Raw genomic sequence first — 18,529 nt, 5'->3', positions numbered from 1 at the left:
CTTCACCCGAAAGGCCGCATCGGGCAACGGGTGTTCAGTTCTTGTGAAGGGTGGCGCCGGCCCAGTGCCCGGCGCGAACGAGGTCGCGCGCGGTTTCAGCCAGCACCACGCGCGCCGCCAGCGCCGCCGGCGACAGCTCGTCGTCGGACAGGCTCACCAGCAGGTTGTGGCGGCCCACGTGCGCATCGCTGATCTGCGTGCGCTGCAGGTCGCCCTGGTCGTGGCGCGCGGTGGCGGCACCGGGCTGGATGGTCGCGCCGTGGCCGGCGCGCACCGCGTCCATCAGCAGCGCCAGCCCGTCGACTTCGGCAACGATGTTCGGCGCGATGCGCGCACGTGCAAATGCCGCCATCAGCGTGGCGCGCAGGCCGTGGCTGCCGCTCGGCAGGATCAGCGGCAGACCGGCCAGTTGCGACAGCCGCACCTTCGCGCCGGTGGGGCGCTGCGCGAGATCGGACGCGGCGATCACGAAGAGCTTCTCTTCGAGCAGCGGCAGCACGCTCCAGCGCCGCGGCGTTTCGGTCTGGAACAGCACCGCCAGGTCGAGCTGGCGCGCATGCAGCATGGTCGTGAGGTGGCCCGAAAGCGCTTCCACCATGTGCAGCCGCACGTCGGGGTAGCGCTCGCGCATGGCGCGCATCAGCGGCACGCCGAGTACCGAAGCGGTGGTGGGGGCGAGGCCCACGCTCACGTGGCCCGAAAGGCGTGCCTGCTGCGCGGCGCGCACCGCATCGTCGGCATGCCGCAGCGTGAGCTGGGCCTGCTGCAGAAAGGCCAGGCCGGCGTCGGTCGGCACCACGCCGGTCGAGCTGCGCTGCAGCAGGCGGGTGGACAACTCGCTTTCGAGCCGGCTGATCTGCTGGCTCAGCGCGGAGGTGACCACGCCGAGCTCGACCGCGGCCCGGCCCATGCTGCGGAGTTCGCAGACCTTGACGAAATAGCGCAGTTGCCTCAGTTCCATGCGCGCATCATCGCGCAGGCGCGGCTAGCGCCTGAACAGGCCTACTGTTTGTAGCTGTCGTCGGTCCGGTCGAGCTTGCGGATCAGCGAGGGCCAGACGAATTGCCCGCCGATGCCGCCGGTCTGCACCTTCATGGCATGGCCCACGCCTTCGACGATGCGCGGGTTCACCTGCGTGAGCTCGCCGCCGCCGGCCTGCGCCGCGATCTGGATCTGGCAGGTGTTCTCGAAGGTGTACATCGACAGGAACGCGTCGGCGATGGTCTTGCCGCAGGTGAGCAGGCCGTGGTTGCGCAGCACGAGGAAATTGGCGTGGCCGAGGTCGGCCTGCAGGCGCGGCTTCTCGTCGTCGCGGAAGGCCACGCCCTCGTAGTCGTGGTAGGCGAGCGAGGCCAGCACGAAGGTCGATTGCTGGCTGATCGGCAGCACGCCGTTCTTCTGCGCGCTCACGGCGATGCCGGCGCGCGTGTGCGTGTGCAGCACGCACTGGATGTCCTCGCGCGCGGCATGCACCGCGCTGTGGATCACGAAGCCCGCCGGGTTCACGGGGTAGGGCGAATCGATGACCTTGTTGCACTGCTGGTCGACCTTGACCAGGCTCGACGCCGTGATCTCGTCGAACATGAGACCGTAGGGATTGATGAGGAAGTGGTGCTCGGGGCCGGGAACGCGTGCGCTGATGTGCGTGAACACGAGGTCGCTCCAGCCGTGCAGCGCCACGAGGCGGTAGCAGGCGGCGAGGTCGACGCGCAGCTGCCATTCCTCGGGGGAGACTTGCTGCTGGACTTGGGAGGGGGTAGTGGCATTCATGGGGGGTCTTGTTGGAGGTTGTTGAAATCGGGCTGCCGTTCTGCGTGCCTCAAACAGCCGCCGGTTTGTTCAGCGCCGATTTGTAGATGCTCTGCTTCGGCTGCGCCATCAGGCGTCGCAGCATGGGCTCGAACTCGCCGATGGGCAGCGTCTCGGCCTTGGGGTCGAATGCGGGGTTGTCGTAGAGCGCGCAGAACTCGGCCGTGCGTTCGTAGTGCGGATGGTCCTTGAAGCCGTCGCGCATGTCGCGGTCGAGCCCGATGTGGTGGAAGAAGTAGTGGCCCTGGAAGATGCCGTGGTGCTGCACCATCCAGAGGTTGGCTTCGCTCACGAAGGGCTTGAGGATCGCCGCGGCGATGTCGGGATGGTTGAAGCTGCCGAGCGTGTCGCCGATGTCGTGCAGCAGCGCGCAGACCACGTACTCCTCGTCGCGGCCGTCGCGTAAAGCGCGGGTCGCGGTCTGCAGCGAGTGGGTGTAGCGGTCGACCGGAAAGCCGCCGTAGTCGCCTTCGAGGATCTGCAGGTGGCGGACGATGCGCGCGGGCAGGTCGCCCGCGAACTGCCTGAACTCGCCGCCGATCCGTTGCCAGTCTTCGGCGGTGCTGTCCTGCATGCTCGTGAATGTTGCGCGTTCGCCCATGGTGTGGTCTCCATCGTGTCGTGAGGTGGCGGCCACTGTAGACCCGCACTTGACCATCAACTGTCAAGAATTTGACAATGCAAGGCCCTGGTAAACCCCCGCCCCCGAGGCTTTAGTCCGCGCTCACATGCCCGCATCCAAGCCGCGCCTTTCCGCCGCGCACCGCGCCGCGGTGGAGCGCAACCCGTGGTTCATGAGCCTGCCGCGCGGCCAGCGCGAGACGCTGCTCGCGGCAGGGGAACTCATCCACGTGCGACGCGGCGCGATGGTGTTCCGCCAGGGCGATCCGGTCCATGCCGCGGGCGGCGGCTTCTACGGGTTGCTGGCCGGCACGATCAAGATCTCGTCGCTGCGGCGCGACGGCCGTGAGGCGATCCTGGCCGTGCTCGAGCCCGGCAACTGGTTCGGCGAGATCACGCTGATCGACGGCTCGCCGCGCACGCACGATGCCACCGCCCTCGACGCGCTCGACCTGCTGGTGGTGCCGCCGGATGCCTTTGCCGAGCAGACGCGCGACGTGGTGTTCGCCGCCGCGATGGCGGCGCTGCTCGCCGCGCGCGTGCGCATGCTCTACGGCCTGACCGAGGATGCGACGCTGCGCAGCCTGCGCGCGCGCGTGGCGCACCGGCTGCTGGTGCTGGCGCGCGGCGATGCCACGCAGTCGGTGCAGCTGCGGCGCGAACTGAGGCTGTCGCAGGAGGCGCTGGCGATGATGCTCGGCGTGACGCGCCAGACGCTCTCGAAAGAGCTCAATGCGCTGGCCGCGACCGGTGCGATCGTGCTCGGTTACGGGCGGATCGCGCTCGCGTCGCCCGGGGCGCTGCAGGCGTTGGTGAACGCTGGATAGGCCTCAGCGCAGCACGCGCCCGTCGGCCGAGATGCTGATCAGGTCGATGCTGCGCGAGGGGTCGCGCAGGCCCGGGCGCAGATTGATGCGGAAGCCGCCCACGTCGTAGTCGGTCATGGCGGTCATGGTTTTCTGCAGGCTCATGCTCGTGAAGCCGCGGCCCGCGCGGCGCAGCGCCTCGCCCACGACCTTGACCGCGATGAAGCCCTCGAGGCCTTCGTACGAGGGCGCCTGGTCGGAGTTGTCGAGCACGGTGCGGTATTCCTTGACGATCGGAATGGCCGAGGGGCGCGGCGAGGGCACCACCTGCGAGATCACGATGCCGCCCATGTCCTTGCCGAGTTCCGCATAGAGCGGGTCGATGCCGACGATCGAGAAGGCCAGGAAGGTGCTGCTGTAGCCGCTTTTGCGCAGCTTGCGGATCGCGCTGGCCGTGGTGCCCGAAAGCGAGACCAGCACGATGGCCTGCGGCTTCTGTTCGAGCACTGCCTTCAGCGGGCCGTCGAGCGCGTCGCCGCCGCCCGGGGGCACCATCGCCGTCGCGACCAGCGGTTCCATCTTGCGCTCGGCCAGCGCCTGCTGCACGGCGGTCCGGCCGGCATGGCCCATGGCGTTGTCGTCGCCGACCAGCGCGATGCGCGTCTGCCCCACGGTGGCGCATTGGCGCACGATCTTCAGCGCCTCGTCGATCATGCCGGGGCGAACGTGGAACACGTGGGGATGGTCCGCACCGCGCAGCACGTCGGAGGCCGCGAACGGGGCGAACAGCAGGCTGCCGTGTTGCGTGGCGATCTTGGCGGCGGCGGTGCTGCCCGCGGTGCCCACGAAGCCGAACAGCATGTCGGCCTTTTCCTTGGCGAGCAGCGTCTGGGCATTGCGCGCGGCGCGGGTTTCGTCGTAGCCGTCGTCGAGCTGGATCAGCTTGAGCTGCAGGCCGGTTCCGGCGTGGCGCTCGTTGAAATCGTTCACGCCGAGCCGGCTGCCCGCCGCAAACGCGAGGCCGATTTCGCTCGCGTCGCCCGTGAGCGGTACCGACTGGCCCAGCACCACGACGCGGTCGCCTGCGGCGCGGGTCGATTGGCCGAAGGCCGGCAGTGCCGTGCCGCTGCCCAGCAGCAGTGCGCCGCATGCCTTGCCCAACCACTGTCTGCGCGTGTTCTGCATGAATTCCCCCTGATGGTGAGTTGTAAGTAAAAGTGTAGCAATTTGGATGCCTGCCGCGAAGGCGGCGACCGGCGGTGCTTACACCTACAACGAAGGGAATGGCGCGCGCCCGCTGCGCGCGGGGGTGCCTCAGGCGCGCTCGAACACCAGGTCCCAGACGCCGTGGCCGAGCTTGAGCCCGCGGTTCTCGAACTTGGTCAGCGGCCGGTACGACGGCTTGGGTGCGTAGCCGTCGGCGGCGGTGTTGCGCAGCAGCGGCTCGGCGGACAGCACCTCGAGCATCTGCTCGGCGTAGGGCTGCCAGTCGGTCGCGCAGTGGATGTAGCCGCCGGGGCGCAGGTGCTGGGCGAGCTTCTTCACGAACTCGGGCTGGATCAGCCGGCGCTTGTTGTGCCGCTTCTTGTGCCAGGGGTCGGGAAAGAACACATGCACGCCCGCGAGCGAGGCGGGCTGCAGCATGTGGTCGAGCACGTCGACCGCGTCGTGCGCGCAGATGCGGATGTTGGTGAGCGACTGTTCGCCGATGCGCTTGAGCAGTGCGCCCACGCCGGGCTCGTGCACCTCGCAGCACAGGAAATTGGTCTCGGGCAGCACCGTGGCGATGTGCGCCGTGGCCTCGCCCATGCCGAAGCCGATCTCGAGCACGGTCGGTGCGGCGCGGCTGCCGAAAGCGGCCGTCAGGTCGAGCGGCTCGGGCTTGTAGGGCAGCAGGAACAGGGGGCCCAGTTCGGCAAAGGCGCGTGCCTGGCCGTCGGTAGTGCGGCCGGCGCGCTTGACGAAGCTCTTGAGCCGGCGGTGCAGCGGATGCGGCAGATCGCTGGCCGGACTGCCGGCTGGATGGTCGGCCGGATCGTCTGCGGAAGGGGAATCGGGGGGCACGGTGTCGGAAGGGTTCATGTGGCCCGTGGATTGTAGAGATCGCGCCATTCGCCGACCCAGCCGGCCAGCGCCTCGGCGCAGCTGCCGCCCGTTGCCGCGCCCAGGCCGAGCGCGCGCGCGGCGGTGTCGAGCGCGGCAAGGGCGGCTGCGGGCGTGGCGGTGTCGATGGCGCGCGCGCCGTTCTGCTTGGAGAGCTTCTCGCCGTTGGCACCACGCACCAGCGGCGTGTGCAGGTACCCCGGCGTGGGCAGGGCGAGCGCGCGCTGCAGCAGGATCTGGCGCGCGGTGTTGTCGGCCAGGTCTTCGCCGCGCACCACGTCGGTGACGCCCTGGTCGGCATCGTCGACCACCACCGCGAGCTGGTAGGCCCAGGGGCCATCGGCGCGGCGCAGCACGAAGTCGCCGACCTCGCGTGCGACGTCCTGGCGCTGCGTCCCGAGGCGCCGGTCGGTCCAGTGGAGTTCGCCGGTCGCGAGCGATGCCTGCTCGAATTTCTCGGTGGCGAAGCGCCAGGCACGTGCGGGCTTGCCGTGCAGGCCGTTGCGGCAGGTGCCGGGGTACACGCGCTCGCCATGGCGCTCGTGGCGCTGCCCGAGGCGCGCGAGCGCGATGTCGATGTCCTTGCGCGAGCAGCCGCAGGGGTACGCCAGGCCAAGCGAGCGCAGCCTCGCCAGCGCCGCGTCGTACAGCGCGGTGCGCCGTGTCTGCCACACCGGCGGCGCGTCGGGCACGAGGGCGCAGTCGGCCAGCTGCCGCAGGATGTGCTCGCCCATGCCGGGCAGGCAGCGTTCGGTGTCGGCGTCCTCGATGCGGATCAGCCAGCGCGCCTGCGGTCCGCGCGCGCGCACGTCGAGCCAGCTTGCGAGCGCGGCCACCAGCGAACCGGCATGCAACGCACCGGTCGGCGAAGGCGCGAAGCGGCCGGTCGCATGCATCGCGCCCTCGTCAGATCACCGCCAGCGCGAGCGACAGGCCCGACAGGAAAGCGTCTTCGACGCGGTGCCCGATGCACCAGTCGCCCGCCACGCCGATGCGCGCCTTGGCGTCCCAGAGGTGGCTCTTGCCGACCGGCACCTGGGTCTGGGCTTCGGTCCAGCAGCGCGCCTGGGCATGGGTGGGCGCGGCATGGATGCCGGTGATCTCGGAGAAGGCGCGCAGCAGCTTGGCCTGCACGCGCGCGGCATCGTCGCGCAGGTGCTCCTGCGACCAGGTGGCGCTGGCCTGCAGCGTCCAGCGTTCGATGCGCTCGCGGCCGGGCTTGGACGATTCGCGCGCGAGCCATGCCACGCGGTGGTGGGTGCTGCGCGCGGCATTCCACTGCGGCCCGAGGTGCGACATGGTGGGCTGGTTGGCCTGCGGGAAGGCGATCATCAGCGTCCAGCACGGCGCGATGCGCACCGGCTCGATCTTCTGGCTGATGGCGGCCGAGAGCCTGCCGTCGCCGAGCAGCACGCGCGCGCGCTGCGGCGGCACCGCGAGCAGCACGGCATCGAAGCCCGAATACACATGCTGCGAATCGTCGGCGCCCGTGGTGCGCAACTGCCAGCGCTTGGCATCGAGCGCATCGGGCTCGATCTGCGTGACCTGGATGCCGGCGACCAGGCGGTCGCCGAGCGGTGCGGCCCAGTGGCCCACCAGCGCGTCCATGCCGGGCTGCGCGACCCAGTGCGGCTCATGGCCTGGCAGCGCGGCCTCGGCCACGCGGCCGTGCGCGTCGAGCACGCGCACGAGGTTGGCGCTCCAGGGCCGGCAGAGACCCGGCGTGGGTTCGAGTGCGAGCGCAAAGCGCGGATCGCGCACGGTGAAGTACTGCGCGCCGCTGTCGAAGCGGCCGTAGGCGGTGTCCACGCTGGCCATGCGCCCGCCCGGTGCGGCCTCGCGCTCGAACACCGTGACCCGGTGGCCCGCCTGCATCAGCGTGCGCGCGCAGGCAACGCCCGCCATGCCGGCGCCGATGACGGCGTAGTGGCGCGGCGCGGCGGGGGCTCGGCGGCGTTCGGCGGCGGGCTTGGGTTGGGCGCGAGTGGTCATGTGGACTCTTTTCTTTTGCAGGGAAGACGATGGACGTGGACGGACTCTACAACGGTCGAAGCGGCGTGCTTCTTCAGCGGCCACGGTGGCGTTCGAGCAGTGCGCGGCGCGTGGCCTCGTGCTCGAACTGCGCAAGCCACCATTCGAGCGCGCGGCCCGGGCCGCCCGCACTCGGCACGCGCCAGGCGCAGTGCATGGTGGCGAGCGGCGGCTGGCGCTCGGTGCGGCGCTCGACCAGGTGGCCGGCCTCGATGTAGGGCCGCGCCATCGGCTCGGGCAGAAAGCCGCCGCCCAGGCCGTGCAGCTGCGCGGCCAGCTTGGCCTGCAGCGTGGGCACGGTCAGCACGTCCTGACCGCCGACGAGGTTGACCGTCATGCTCGGGCCGGAGCGCACCGAGTCGGCCGCGGCCACCGCGCGGTACTGCCGCAGCACCGCATCGCTGAGCGGCTCGTCGAGCCGGGCCAGCGGATGGTGCGGCGCGACTGCGTAGACGAAGCGCAGTTCGCCGATCGGGCGGCTGCGGATGCCGGTGGCGGTGAAGGCAAGGCTCGCGGCGTCGAGCACGGCGCCGATGGCCAGGTCGGCCTCGCCGCTCGTGAGCGCCTCGATGGTGCCGAGCAGGGTCTCGTCGCGCAGCTTGAGCCGTGTCGGCGGATCGAGCGCGAAGAAGGCGGTTGCCAGGTCGAGCAGCGGATCGCGTGCGATCGCGCCGTCGACCGCGATTGTGAGCATCGGCTCCCAGCCCGTGGCAACGCGCTTCACGCGGTTGGCGACGGCATCGATCTCGCCGAGCAGCCGCGCGGCTTCACGCAGCAGCTCGACCCCGGCCTCAGTGAGCCGGGCCTGGCGCGCACTGCGGTCGAACAGCAGCACATCGAGGGCGTCTTCGATCTGGCGCACGCGGTAGCTCAGCGCGCTGGGCACGAGGTCGAGCGAGCGCGCCGCGGCCGCGAAGCTGCCGGTGCTCGCCACGGTCTGGAGCATGGCGAGCGCATCGGGGGTCAGTACGTCTCTGGCATTCGGCATGGTTTTCGAAGCGTTCGGATCATTCAAAAAATTTGAATGATGCCATCAAAACACAGCGCTTTTCACTTGTGAGTGAAGGCCTAAAGTTCATCTCATCCGCTGCGCATCCGGCGCGGCATGCAAGCAAGACGGCCCGGTGCCCACGACGGCGCGGTCGTCGAAAAAGGAGTTCGACGATGTTGAAGATTCGCAAATCCCAGGAACGCGGTTATGCCGACCATGGCTGGCTGCGCTCGTTCCACAGCTTTTCGTTTGCGGGTTATTACGACCCGGCCTACATGGGCTTCGGCAACCTGCGCGTGATCAACGAGGACCGCGTCGCCGCGGGCGCCGGCTTCGGCACCCATGGTCACAAGGACATGGAGATCATCAGCTACGTGCTGTCGGGCGAGCTGGCGCACAAGGACAGCCTCGGCAACGTGGAAACCATTCCGCCGGGCGACGTGCAGCGCATGAGCGCGGGCCGGGGCGTGATGCACAGCGAGTTCAACCACAAGGCCGACGAGACCACGCACTTCCTGCAGATCTGGATCGAGCCGAACGTGCGCGGCATTGCGCCGGGCTACGAGCAGAAGAAGTTCGCCGACGCCGAGAAGCGCGGCACGCTGCGCCTCGTGGCTTCGCCCGATGGTGCCGAGGGCTCGGTCACGGTGCATGCCGACGCGCGCCTGATGGCCGGCCTGTTCGACGGCGCCGAGACCGCCAGCCTGGCGCTCGACCCGGCGCGCAAGAGCTACGTGCACCTGGTGCGCGGCGAGCTCGAGGTCAACGGCCAGAAGCTCGCGGGCGGTGACGCCGCGATGCTCGAAGGCGAGTCGCAGCTGACGCTCGGCGCAGGCAAGGACGCCGAAGTGCTGGTGTTCGACCTGGCCGCCTGATGTTTCCCCTCGGCCGGGCGCGCGCCGCCCGGCTTTTTCTTTCGCTCGTCTTTTCACCTCAACCATTCCCGAGGAGTTTTCCCATGACCACCGCTTCCCTTCCGCTGAACACCGCCGCCAACCCCAACGCCGCACAGGACACGCTCGCGCTCGTGGGCCGCATCCTCATCGCGCTGCTGTTCGTGCCCGCGGGCTTTGCCAAGCTCACCGGCTTTGCCGGCACCGTGGGCTACATCGCATCGGTGGGCGCGCCGCTGCCGCAGGTGGGCGCGGTGATCGCGATCCTCGTGGAACTGGGCGTGGGCCTGGCGCTGCTCGTGGGCTACAGGACGCGCCTCGCGGCGATCGTGCTCGCGGTGTTCACGCTCGTCGCTACCGTGATGTTCCACAACTACTGGAGCATGCCGGTCGACAAGGCCTTCGTGAACCAGCTGATGTTCTTCAAGAACGTGGCCGTCGTGGGTGGCCTGCTCGCGATCGCCGCCTTCGGTGGCGGCCGCTTCGGCATCGACAGGAAGTAAGCTTCCTCACCGATCCGCAACCATCCAAGATTCAGGAGAAGCATCCATGGCCGACATCGTCGTTGTCTTCCATTCCGGCTACGGCCACACCCAGCGCGTGGCCCAGGCCGTGGCCGATGGCGCCGGCGCGCAACTGCTCGCGATCGACGCCGACGGCAACCTGCCCGAGGGCGGCTGGGAAATGCTGGCTGCGGCCGACGCGATCATCTTCGGCTCGCCCACCTACATGGGCAACGTGAGCTGGCAGTTCAAGAAATTCGCCGATGCGTCGTCGAAGGTCTGGTTCACGCAGGGCTGGAAGGACAAGCTCTTCGCGGGCTTCACCAACAGCGCGACGATGAACGGCGACAAGGTCACCACGATGGCCTACCTGTGGACGCTCGCGATGCAGCACAGCGGCATCTGGGTCAGCATGGGCATCATGCCGACCAACAACAAGGCCGCGACGCGCGACTCGACCAACTACGTCGGCGGTTACGGCGGCCTGCTCACGCAGTCGCCCTCGGACGCGAGCCCGGCCGAGATCCCGAAGGGCGATCTCGACACCGCGCGCGCCTTCGGCGAACGCATTGCCACGGTGGCAAGATCGCGCGCCTGAACCACGCCGACACAAGGAGAACACGATGACCGATGCCGCGCCCGCCACCCGATTGCTTCAACCGCACGACAAGGACCTGGGGGGCGGCTTCAACGTGCGGCGCCTGCTGCCCGCGGCGGTGCGCCGATCCGTAGGCCCCTTCGTGTTCTTCGACCATTTCGGTCCCGCCACCGAACAGCCCGGCAATGCGCACGATGTGCGCCCGCATCCGCACATCGGGCTGGCCACGGTCACTTACCTGTTCGAGGGCGCGATGATGCACCGCGACAGCATCGGCAGCGTGCAGGAGATCCTGCCGGGCGCCATCAACTGGATGACCGCGGGCCGCGGCATCGTGCATTCGGAGCGCAAGCCCGAGCGCCTGCTGGCCGAGCACTACGTCAACCACGGCCTGCAGCTCTGGGCTGCGCTGCCGCAGGCGCATGAAGAGGTCGAAGCGAGCTTCGAGCACACGGCGGCCGATGCGATTCCGGCCGTGGTCGAGCAGGGCGTGGGCGTGCGGGTGCTGGTGGGCGAGGCCTTTGGTGCGCGCTCGCCGGTGCGCACCTTCTCGCAGACGGTGTACCTCGACATCGCGCTGCCCGCGGGTGCAAGCTTCGAGCTGCCGGCGCTCGCACCCGAGCTCGCGGTGTACCCGATCGATGGCGACATCGGCGTCGACGGCAGCGCGGTGCCGGCGCACACCATGGCCGTGCTGGCCGAGGGGCAGGGCGCGCGCCTCACGGCGCCCGTGACGGCGCCGGTGCGGCTGGTGGTCATCGGCGGCGAGCCGCTCGACGGCCCGCGCTATATCACCTGGAATTTCGTCTCGAGCCGGCGCGAGCGCATCCTGCAGGCCGGCGAAGATTGGGCCGCGCAGCGCATGGGCCATGTGGCGGGGGAGACAGAGTTCATTCCGTTGCCGGGCAAGCCGTTTGGGGTGCGGGAGCCGGATGTGGGGACGACGCCGGTCTGATCTTCGCTGGGCGGTTGTTCGGGGCGCGTGCCCAGGCCACCGGGTACTCCCCTCCGCGAATGTCCCCCGCCTTCGGCTCCTCCTTATTTCGCTGCGGGGAGCACCCGGTACCCTGGGCACAGGGCACGCTCGCAGTGCATCGCTGATCAACGACCGCTCTGCGCAACGATCACGCCCCGAACAGCAGCGCGCGCTAAGTCTTGATCCCGAGGTCTGGGTCTTCCGACGCCCGCGCACTGGCCTTGTTGGAACGCGCGCTCAGGTCCGGCGCCAGTGCCTCGCGCCCATCGAACACGAAGCAGTCGCCGCTGTAGTGCGCGCCGCCCACGAGCTCGAAGTACTTGAGGATGCCGCCTTCGAGCTGCAGCACGTTCTCGACGCCTTCCTCGCGCATCAGGATGGCGGCCTTCTCGCAGCGGATGCCGCCGGTGCAGAAACTCACGATGGTCTTGCCGGCGAACTCCGCGCGGTGTTCGCGCAGTGCGGGCGGGAACTCGGTGAACTTTCCGATGCGCCAGTCGATCGCGCCTTCGAAGCTGCCGTGGTCGACCTCGAAGGCATTGCGGGTGTCGAGCAGCGCGATCTCTCGACCCTGGTCGTCGTGGCCCTGGTCGAGCCAGCGCTTGAGCGTGGGCGCATCGACACCGGGCGCGCGGCCGGCCGCGGGCTGGATCGCGGGGTGGTCCATGCGGATGATCTCGCGCTTCAGCTTGACGAGCATGCGGCGAAACGGCTGGGTGGCCGACCAGCTTTCCTTGGTTTCGAGATCCGAGAAGCGCGCATCGGCGCGCAGGTGGGCCACGAAGGCGCGCACCGCGTCGGCGGCGCCCGCCAGAAACAGGTTGATGCCCTCGGGCGCCAGCAGGATCGTGCCCATGAGGCCGAGCGCCCCGGTGCGTTCGCGCAGGTCCTCGCGCAGCGCGGGGGCGTCGTCGATGGCCACGAACTTGTAGGCCGCGATATTCAGAATCTCTTGTTGCACGGGGTCCGATTGTAGGTGTCGCGACCCGCGCGGCCGGCTTCGAGGGTATGCCAACCCACATCGTGGAGGCTGCGCTTTCTACAATGGGCGGATGTTCGTTCACCTGCGCCTGCACACCGAGTTTTCCGTCGTCGACGGGACCATCCGAATCGACGAAGTCGTCAAGGCCGCCGCCGGCGACAGCCAGCCGGCGCTCGCGATCACCGACCTCAACAACCTGTTCGGGGCCATCAAGTTCTACAAGCAGGGGCGCGGCAAGGGCGTCAAGCCGATCATCGGTGCCGAGGTCTTCGTCGAGGGCCTGGGCAAGGAGCCCGGGGCGCTGACCCGCATCGTGCTGCTGGTGCAGAACACCGAAGGCTACCTGCACCTGTGCGAACTGCTGGCGCGCGCCTGGACGCAGAACGTCGGCCGCGGCCAGTCGCAGGCGGCCTGCAAGCTCGAATGGCTGCAGGAACTGCAGGGCGGGCTGATCGCGCTCTCGGGCGCGCAGGCGGGCCCGCTGGGCCAGCCGCTGCTGCAGGGGCAGCACGAACGCGCGGCCGAACTGGCGCTGCAACTCGCGGGCATCTTCCCGCACCGCTTCTACATCGAGCTGCAGCGCGCCGGCCGCCCCGAGGACGAGCCGCACGTGATCGCGGCCGTGAAGCTCGCGGCCCGGCTGCGGCTGCCGGTGGTGGCCACGCACCCGGTGCAGTTCGCCGAGCGCGAGGACTACGAGGCGCACGAGGCGCGCGTGTGCATCTCGGAGGGCGAGATCCTCGGCAATCCGCGCCGCGTGCGCAAGTTCACCCCCGAGCAGTATTTCAAGTCGGCGGCCGAGATGGAGGCGCTCTTCGCCGACGTGCCGAGCGCGCTCGCCAACACGGTCGAGATCGCCAAGCGCTGCAACCTCACGCTGGTGCTCGGCAAGCCGCAGCTGCCCGACTTTCCGACGCCGTTCATCAGCGACGGCGTGCGCATGCCGATCGACGAGTTCTTCCGGCAGGAATCCTTCGTGGGGCTCGAGGAGCGCCTCGCGCACCTCTACCCCGATGCCGCGAAGCGCGAGGCCGAGCGCCCGCGCTACGTGGAACGGCTCGAGTTCGAGATCAACACCATCCTGAAGATGGGTTTCCCGGGCTACTTCCTGATCGTGGGCGACTTCATCAAGTGGGCCAAAAGCAACGGCTGCCCGGTCGGACCGGGCCGGGGCTCGGGCGCCGGTTCGCTGGTGGCCTATGCGCTCAAGATCACCGACCTCGATCCGCTCGAATACAAGCTGCTGTTCGAACGTTTCCTGAACCCGGAGCGCGTGTCGATGCCCGACTTCGACATCGACTTCTGCCAGGGCAACCGCGACCGCGTGATCGACTACGTGAAGGACAAGTACGGCCGCGACGCGGTGAGCCAGATCGCCACCTTCGGCACGATGGCCGCGCGTGCCGCGATCCGCGACGTGGGCCGCGTGATGGACATGAGCTACATGTTCTGCGACGGCATCAGCAAGCTCATTCCCAACAAGCCGGGCAAGCCCGTCACGCTGCAGTACCCGCCCGCCGACCTGTCCGAAGACGACAAGGAGAAGTACGCGATCGCGGCCGAGCCGCAGCTCGCGCAGCGCATCGAGCGCGAGGAAGAGGTCAAGTCGCTGGTCGAGATGGCGCAGAAGCTCGAGGGCATGACGCGCAACATCGGCATGCACGCGGGCGGCGTGCTGATCGCGCCGGGCAAGCTCACCGACTTCTGCCCGCTCTATCAGCAGCCCGGCAGCGACTCGGCCGTGAGCCAGTACGACAAGGACGACGTGGAGGCCATCGGCCTGGTGAAGTTCGACTTTCTGGGCCTCGCGACGCTCACGATCCTCGAGATCGCGAAGGATTTCATCGCGAGCCGCCACAAGGGCCAGGAGAACTTCGCCTACGAGAACATCCGGCTCGACGACCGCGAGACCTACAAGCTCTTCTCCGAAGGCAAGACCGAGGCGGTGTTCCAGTTCGAAAGCCGCGGCATGCAGGGCATGCTGAAGGATGCGCGGCCGACGCGGCTCGAGGACCTGATCGCGCTCAACGCGCTGTACCGCCCCGGCCCGATGGACCTGATCCCGAGCTTCGTGGCGCGCAAGCACGGCCGCGAAGAGGTCGAGTACCCGCACCCGGCCGTGGCCGAGATGCTCTCCGAGACCTACGGGATCATGGTCTACCAGGAGCAGGTGATGCAGACCGCGCAGATCCTGGGCGGCTACTCGCTCGGCGGCGCCGACCTGCTGCGCCGCGCCATGGGCAAAAAGAAGCTCGAGGAAATGGCCGAGCACCGCGAGAAGTTCCGCGCGGGCGCGCTCGCCACGCACGGCATCCCGCAGGACAAGGCCGACGAGATCTTCGACTTGATGGAGAAGTTCGCGGGCTACGGCTTCAACAAGTCGCATGCGGCCGCGTACTCGCTGCTGGCGTACCACACGGGTTGGCTCAAGGTTCATTACACGGCCGAGTTCTTCTGCGCCAACATGACCGTGGAAATGGACAACACCGACAAGCTCAAGGTGCTGTTCGAGGACGCGCAGAAGAACTTTGGCATCAGCTTCGAGCCGCCGGACGTGAACCGCGGCAACTACCGCTTCGAGCCGGTGACCGACAAGGTGATCCGCTACGGGCTCGGCGCTGTCAAGGGCACGGGCCAGCTCGCGGTCGAGGCGCTGGTGCGCGCGCGCGAGGAGGGCGGCCCGTTCAAGAGCCTCTATGACTTCTGCGTGCGCATCGACCGCCAGCGCATCAACAAGCGCACGGTCGAGGCGCTGATCAAGGCCGGCGCCTTCGACGCGATCCAGCAGAACCGCGCGTCGCTCGTCGCCTCGCTCGACCGCGCCTTCGAATTCTCGGCCGCCACCGAGGCGAATGCGGCGCAGGTCGACATCTTCGGCGACTGCGAGCACGGCTCGGCCACCGCCGAGCCCGAGCTCGTCGATGCCACGCCGTGGGGCGTGAAGGAGCGGCTGACCTTCGAGAAGACCGCCGTCGGCTTCTACCTGTCGGGCCACCTGTTCGACGAGGTGGCGCACGAGGTGCGGCGCTTCTGCAAGCGCGAGATCGGCGACCTGATGGACACGCGCGAGCAGCAGGTGATCGCGGGCATCGTGAGCGACCTGCGCGTCATCAACGGCCAGCGCGGCCGGCTCGCGATCTTCAAGCTCGACGACAAGTCCGATTCGATCGAGGCCACCGCCGACGAGGCGCTGATCAATGCCAACCGCAACACGCTGAAGGAGGACGAGCTCGTGATCGTGAGCGGCCGGCTGCAGCCGGGTCGCGGCGGCTTCGAGGCACGCTTCCAGGTGCAGCAGGTCTGGGACCTGGCCGCGGCGCGTTGCCGCTTCGGCAAGTTCCTGCGGGTGGCGGTGAACGGCAAGGCGCCCGACATCGCGCGCCTCGTGAAGGACTTTCCGCCGCGCACCGAGCAGAGCGAGCACGGCGACCTGGTGCAGGGCCTGCCGGTGCGCCTGTCGATGGCGCGCGGCGGCGCACAGGTCGAACTGCAGCTCGGCGAGCGGGCCAAGTTCTTTCCCACCGATGCCGCGCTCGCGAGTTGGACTGCGCAGGCCGAAGCCGGCAAGGCCTCGGTCGTCTACGAATGACACGAATGACATCGTTCAACAAGGAGTAACACCGCCATGACGCTTGCAGCCAAACTGAAGAAAACCACGTTCGCCCTCGGCCTGGCGGTCGCGCTGACGCCGGCCCTGGCCCAATACAGCGGCCCGAGCAGCGTGCAGGCCATGACGGTCAAGCAGTTGCTGGACACCGGCAAGGACGACCAGCATGCGACTCTGCGCGGCTTCATCGTCTCGCACGATGGCGGCGAGCACTACACCTTTGCCGACGACAGCGGCCGCATGAAGGTCGAGATCGACGCCAAGCACTTTCAGCCGGGCGTGAAGATCGACGACAAGGTGCGCGTCGAGATCTCGGGCGAGTTCGACAAGGACATGGTCGGCAACAAGGCCGAGCTCGACGTCAAGCGCCTGAGCGTGGCGCGCTGAGCGGCGCCCGCGCGGGCGCCGGCCCTCAGCGGCTCAGCGCTTGGGCTTGAGCGTGACGATCAGCCGCGACGGCACGGTGCCGTCGACGTCGCGCGGCAGCTTCTCGGTCTTCTGCAGCGCACGCAGCGCGGCTTCGTCCCAGTTCGCCACGCCGCTGCTCTTCACCAGCGAAGGCGTTCCGACGATCGTGCCATCGGGCGCGAGGCGCACGTCGAATTCGGCGCCGGGGTTGCCGTTGATCAGATCGGCCTCGGGGAACACCACGTTGGGCCGGACGGCCGCAGCCACCTTGCCGCCATAGCTGCCCGACGGGCCGGACGAGCGCGCGGCATTGCCCTCGCCGCCGCTGCCCGCCATGGCCTGCATGCGCTTGAGCGTGGCGGCGCGATCGGCGGCTGCCTGCGCGGTGGCCTTGGCCTCGGCTTCCTTCTTCTTGGCGGCCGCAGCGGCTTCGGCTTCCTTCTTCTTGGCCGCAGCAGCCTCGGCTTCCTTCTTCTTAGCTTCGGCCAGCTTCTTTTCCTGCTGCTCCTGCTGCGCTTCCTTCTTGCGCTCGGCCTCGAGCCGCTCGGCGCGCTCGCGCGCTTCCTGCTCTTTCTTTTCCTGCGCGGCCTTGCGCTCGGCTTCGAGCTTTTTCTGCCGCTGCTCGCGCGCCAGTTCTTCCTGGCGCTCGCGCTCCTTCTGCTCCTTGAGCTTCTTCTCGCGTTCGAGCGCGATGTCGGGCTCCTTGGGCGGCGGGGGCGCCGGTTCCGGCGGCCGCACGGCCTGGGGCGGCGGGGGCGGTGGGGGTTCGGGCGCGGGGGCCGGCGCCGGCGCGGGCGGCGGCGGTGTGGGCGCCACGGCACGCGGCGCGGCCTGCTGCACGGTCGAAGACCACAGCTCGGCGTCGACGGCGGCGTCTGCCGTTTCGCGCCGCCAGCTCACGCCCCAGGTCAGCGCGGCGATCAGGAGCGCATGCGCGACGAGCGCCAGCAGCACCGCGCGCGGCGTGCCGCGCTGCGGCGGGGGTGCGAATTCGGGGCGGTCCAGCGCGAGCGACATGCCTTATTTGCCGCCCGTGGTGGTGACCGACAGACCCACGCGCTCGATGCCGCTGCGCTTGAGCTGGTTCATCGCCTTCACGACGGTTTCGTACTTGACGGACTTGTCGGCGCTGATGACCACCGGGCGCTGGTCGTCGCCGCCCTGGGCCGTCTTGGCTGCATCGCCGATCTGGGTCATGGGGATGGACGTGCCGCCGCTGCCGGTGGACGGGTCCTTCTTGATCTGCACTTCGTCGTCGCTCTTGATGACGATCTCGATCGGCTTGTCGGGCTGCTTGTTGGCGCGGTCGACCGAAGGCAGGTTGATCACGCTCGGCGTGATGAGCGGTGCAGTGACCATGAAGATGATCAGCAGCACCAGCATCACGTCGATGAACGGGACCATGTTGATCTCGTTGATCGTCCGGCGGCCTCGGCCTCGGGATGAAACGGCGGGCATGGGTTTGTCTTCTCCGCTCAGCGGTTGGTGGCCGTCGCCGACGTGGCCGTTGCCGCACCCGGGTTGGCCGACAGGTTGCGCTGCAGGATGTTGGAGAACTCCTCGATGTAGGTCTCGAGGGCGATGGCGATCTTGTCGATCTCGCGCGCGAAGCGGTTGTAGCCGACCACCGCGGGAATCGCCGCGAACAGGCCGATGGCGGTCGCCACCAGCGCTTCGGCAATGCCGGGCGCCACGCTGGCGAGCGTGACCTGCGCGAGCGCGGCCAGACCGGTGAAGGCATGCATGATCCCCCAGACCGTGCCGAAGAGGCCGACGTAGGGCGAGACCGAACCGACGGTGGCCAGGAACGACAGGTTCTGTTCGGCCGCGTCGAGCTCGCGCTGGAAGCTCGCGCGCATGGCGCGGCGGGCACCGTCGAGCAGCGTGGGGGCGTCGCTCACGTGGCGTTCACGCAGTTTTTGGTACTCGCGCATGCCCGAGGCGAAGATGCGCTCCATGGGGCCGGAGAACTTGGCGTTCTGCGCGGCCGAGGCGAACAGCTCGTTGAGGCTGGTGCCCGACCAGAACTCGCGCTCGAACTCATCGTTGAGCGCGCGCATGCGGCGCAGCGCGAAGTACTTGCGGATGATCGCGGCCCAGCTGGCGATCGAGACGATCACGAGCAAGAGCACGACCAGTTGGACCACGATGCTCGCTTGGAGCAGGAGATTGACGATGGAGAGATCTTGGTTCATGGCTTG

The 18,529-nt window shown here is 68.7% G+C and carries 19 protein-coding genes; 7 read left to right on the top strand and 12 right to left on the bottom strand.

Annotated features, from left to right (window positions below; genetic code table 11):
• Positions 1-34 precede the first annotated feature (34 nt).
• From AC3A6J_RS18805 to AC3A6J_RS18795, 3 genes are read right to left on the bottom strand one after another with little or no spacing between them, the layout of a single operon-like run.
• Positions 35-961 (bottom strand): LysR family transcriptional regulator, encoded by a 927-nt coding sequence (locus AC3A6J_RS18805; protein ID WP_487861497.1) that lies wholly within the window; start codon positions 959-961, stop codon positions 35-37.
• A 41-nt stretch (positions 962-1,002) separates the two neighbouring features.
• Positions 1,003-1,770: a class II aldolase/adducin family protein gene (locus AC3A6J_RS18800; protein ID WP_487861496.1), complete on the bottom strand. Its 768-nt coding sequence runs from the start codon at positions 1,768-1,770 to the stop codon at positions 1,003-1,005.
• Positions 1,771-1,819: 49 nt separating this feature from the next.
• Entirely contained in the window at positions 1,820-2,410 is a 591-nt protein-coding gene (locus AC3A6J_RS18795; protein WP_487861495.1) for an HD domain-containing protein, read from the bottom strand.
• A gap of 127 nt (positions 2,411-2,537) precedes the next feature.
• Here AC3A6J_RS18795 and AC3A6J_RS18790 point away from each other — a divergent pair, with 127 nt between their 5' ends.
• Positions 2,538-3,257, top strand: coding sequence for a Crp/Fnr family transcriptional regulator (locus AC3A6J_RS18790; RefSeq protein WP_487861494.1), 720 nt, complete (start codon positions 2,538-2,540; stop codon positions 3,255-3,257).
• A 3-nt stretch (positions 3,258-3,260) separates the two neighbouring features.
• On the opposite strand, the gene AC3A6J_RS18785 is transcribed toward AC3A6J_RS18790, so the two are convergent.
• The 5 genes from AC3A6J_RS18785 to AC3A6J_RS18765 form a co-directional block, all read right to left on the bottom strand.
• Positions 3,261-4,421 (bottom strand): ABC transporter substrate-binding protein, encoded by a 1,161-nt coding sequence (locus tag AC3A6J_RS18785; protein ID WP_487861493.1) that lies wholly within the window; start codon positions 4,419-4,421, stop codon positions 3,261-3,263.
• A gap of 129 nt (positions 4,422-4,550) precedes the next feature.
• Positions 4,551-5,318, bottom strand: a complete 768-nt coding sequence (gene trmB, locus AC3A6J_RS18780) for a tRNA (guanosine(46)-N7)-methyltransferase TrmB (RefSeq protein WP_487861492.1) — start codon at positions 5,316-5,318, stop codon at positions 4,551-4,553.
• Positions 5,315-6,235: a tRNA glutamyl-Q(34) synthetase GluQRS gene (gene gluQRS / locus AC3A6J_RS18775; RefSeq protein WP_487861491.1), complete on the bottom strand. Its 921-nt coding sequence runs from the start codon at positions 6,233-6,235 to the stop codon at positions 5,315-5,317. The genes trmB and gluQRS overlap by 4 nt, the downstream gene beginning before the upstream one ends.
• A gap of 10 nt (positions 6,236-6,245) precedes the next feature.
• Entirely contained in the window at positions 6,246-7,331 is a 1,086-nt protein-coding gene (locus AC3A6J_RS18770) for an NAD(P)/FAD-dependent oxidoreductase (RefSeq protein ID WP_487861490.1), read from the bottom strand.
• A gap of 73 nt (positions 7,332-7,404) precedes the next feature.
• A complete protein-coding gene (locus AC3A6J_RS18765) occupies positions 7,405-8,358 on the bottom strand; it encodes a LysR family transcriptional regulator (RefSeq protein ID WP_487861489.1) in 954 nt (317 codons plus the stop codon).
• 176 nt (positions 8,359-8,534) lie between these two features.
• On the opposite strand from AC3A6J_RS18765, the gene AC3A6J_RS18760 reads away from it, so the two are divergent.
• From AC3A6J_RS18760 to AC3A6J_RS18745, 4 genes are all read left to right on the top strand, one after another.
• Positions 8,535-9,236 (top strand): pirin family protein, encoded by a 702-nt coding sequence (locus tag AC3A6J_RS18760; RefSeq protein ID WP_487861488.1) that lies wholly within the window; start codon positions 8,535-8,537, stop codon positions 9,234-9,236.
• A gap of 83 nt (positions 9,237-9,319) precedes the next feature.
• Positions 9,320-9,757, top strand: a complete 438-nt coding sequence (locus AC3A6J_RS18755; RefSeq protein WP_487861487.1) for a DoxX family protein — start codon at positions 9,320-9,322, stop codon at positions 9,755-9,757.
• Between the two features lie 46 nt (positions 9,758-9,803).
• A complete protein-coding gene (locus AC3A6J_RS18750) occupies positions 9,804-10,355 on the top strand; it encodes a flavodoxin family protein (protein WP_487861486.1) in 552 nt (183 codons plus the stop codon).
• A 25-nt stretch (positions 10,356-10,380) separates the two neighbouring features.
• The gene (locus AC3A6J_RS18745; protein WP_487861485.1) at positions 10,381-11,310 is read left to right on the top strand and encodes a pirin family protein; all 930 of its coding nucleotides are present in this window, start codon (positions 10,381-10,383) and stop codon (positions 11,308-11,310) included.
• Positions 11,311-11,503: 193 nt separating this feature from the next.
• Here the strand turns inward: AC3A6J_RS18745 and AC3A6J_RS18740 are convergent, their stop codons facing one another.
• Positions 11,504-12,292 carry a sulfurtransferase gene (locus tag AC3A6J_RS18740; protein WP_487861484.1) on the bottom strand — a complete coding sequence of 263 codons (789 nt, stop codon included), beginning with the start codon at positions 12,290-12,292 and terminating at the stop codon, positions 11,504-11,506.
• 91 nt (positions 12,293-12,383) lie between these two features.
• Between AC3A6J_RS18740 and dnaE the strand changes: the two genes are divergently transcribed.
• Both dnaE and AC3A6J_RS18730 read left to right on the top strand, forming a co-directional pair.
• A complete protein-coding gene (dnaE, locus tag AC3A6J_RS18735) occupies positions 12,384-15,902 on the top strand; it encodes a DNA polymerase III subunit alpha (protein WP_487861483.1) in 3,519 nt (1,172 codons plus the stop codon).
• Between the two features lie 36 nt (positions 15,903-15,938).
• The gene (locus AC3A6J_RS18730; protein ID WP_487861482.1) at positions 15,939-16,307 is read left to right on the top strand and encodes a YgiW/YdeI family stress tolerance OB fold protein; all 369 of its coding nucleotides are present in this window, start codon (positions 15,939-15,941) and stop codon (positions 16,305-16,307) included.
• A gap of 33 nt (positions 16,308-16,340) precedes the next feature.
• On the opposite strand, the gene tolA is transcribed toward AC3A6J_RS18730, so the two are convergent.
• From tolA to tolQ, 3 genes are read right to left on the bottom strand one after another with little or no spacing between them, the layout of a single operon-like run.
• Positions 16,341-17,345, bottom strand: coding sequence for a cell envelope integrity protein TolA (tolA, locus tag AC3A6J_RS18725; RefSeq protein ID WP_487861481.1), 1,005 nt, complete (start codon positions 17,343-17,345; stop codon positions 16,341-16,343).
• A 3-nt stretch (positions 17,346-17,348) separates the two neighbouring features.
• On the bottom strand, positions 17,349-17,786 hold the full coding sequence (locus tag AC3A6J_RS18720; RefSeq protein WP_487861480.1) for an ExbD/TolR family protein: 438 nt from the start codon (positions 17,784-17,786) through the stop codon (positions 17,349-17,351).
• 17 nt (positions 17,787-17,803) lie between these two features.
• A complete protein-coding gene (gene tolQ / locus AC3A6J_RS18715) occupies positions 17,804-18,523 on the bottom strand; it encodes a protein TolQ (protein WP_487861479.1) in 720 nt (239 codons plus the stop codon).
• Positions 18,524-18,529: the final 6 nt, after the last annotated feature.

Source organism: Variovorax sp. Soil_C_39 (assembly GCF_057656815.1).
The sequence above is the reverse complement of the archived record's forward strand: the minus strand, read 5'-3'. Positions and strand labels throughout refer to the sequence as shown.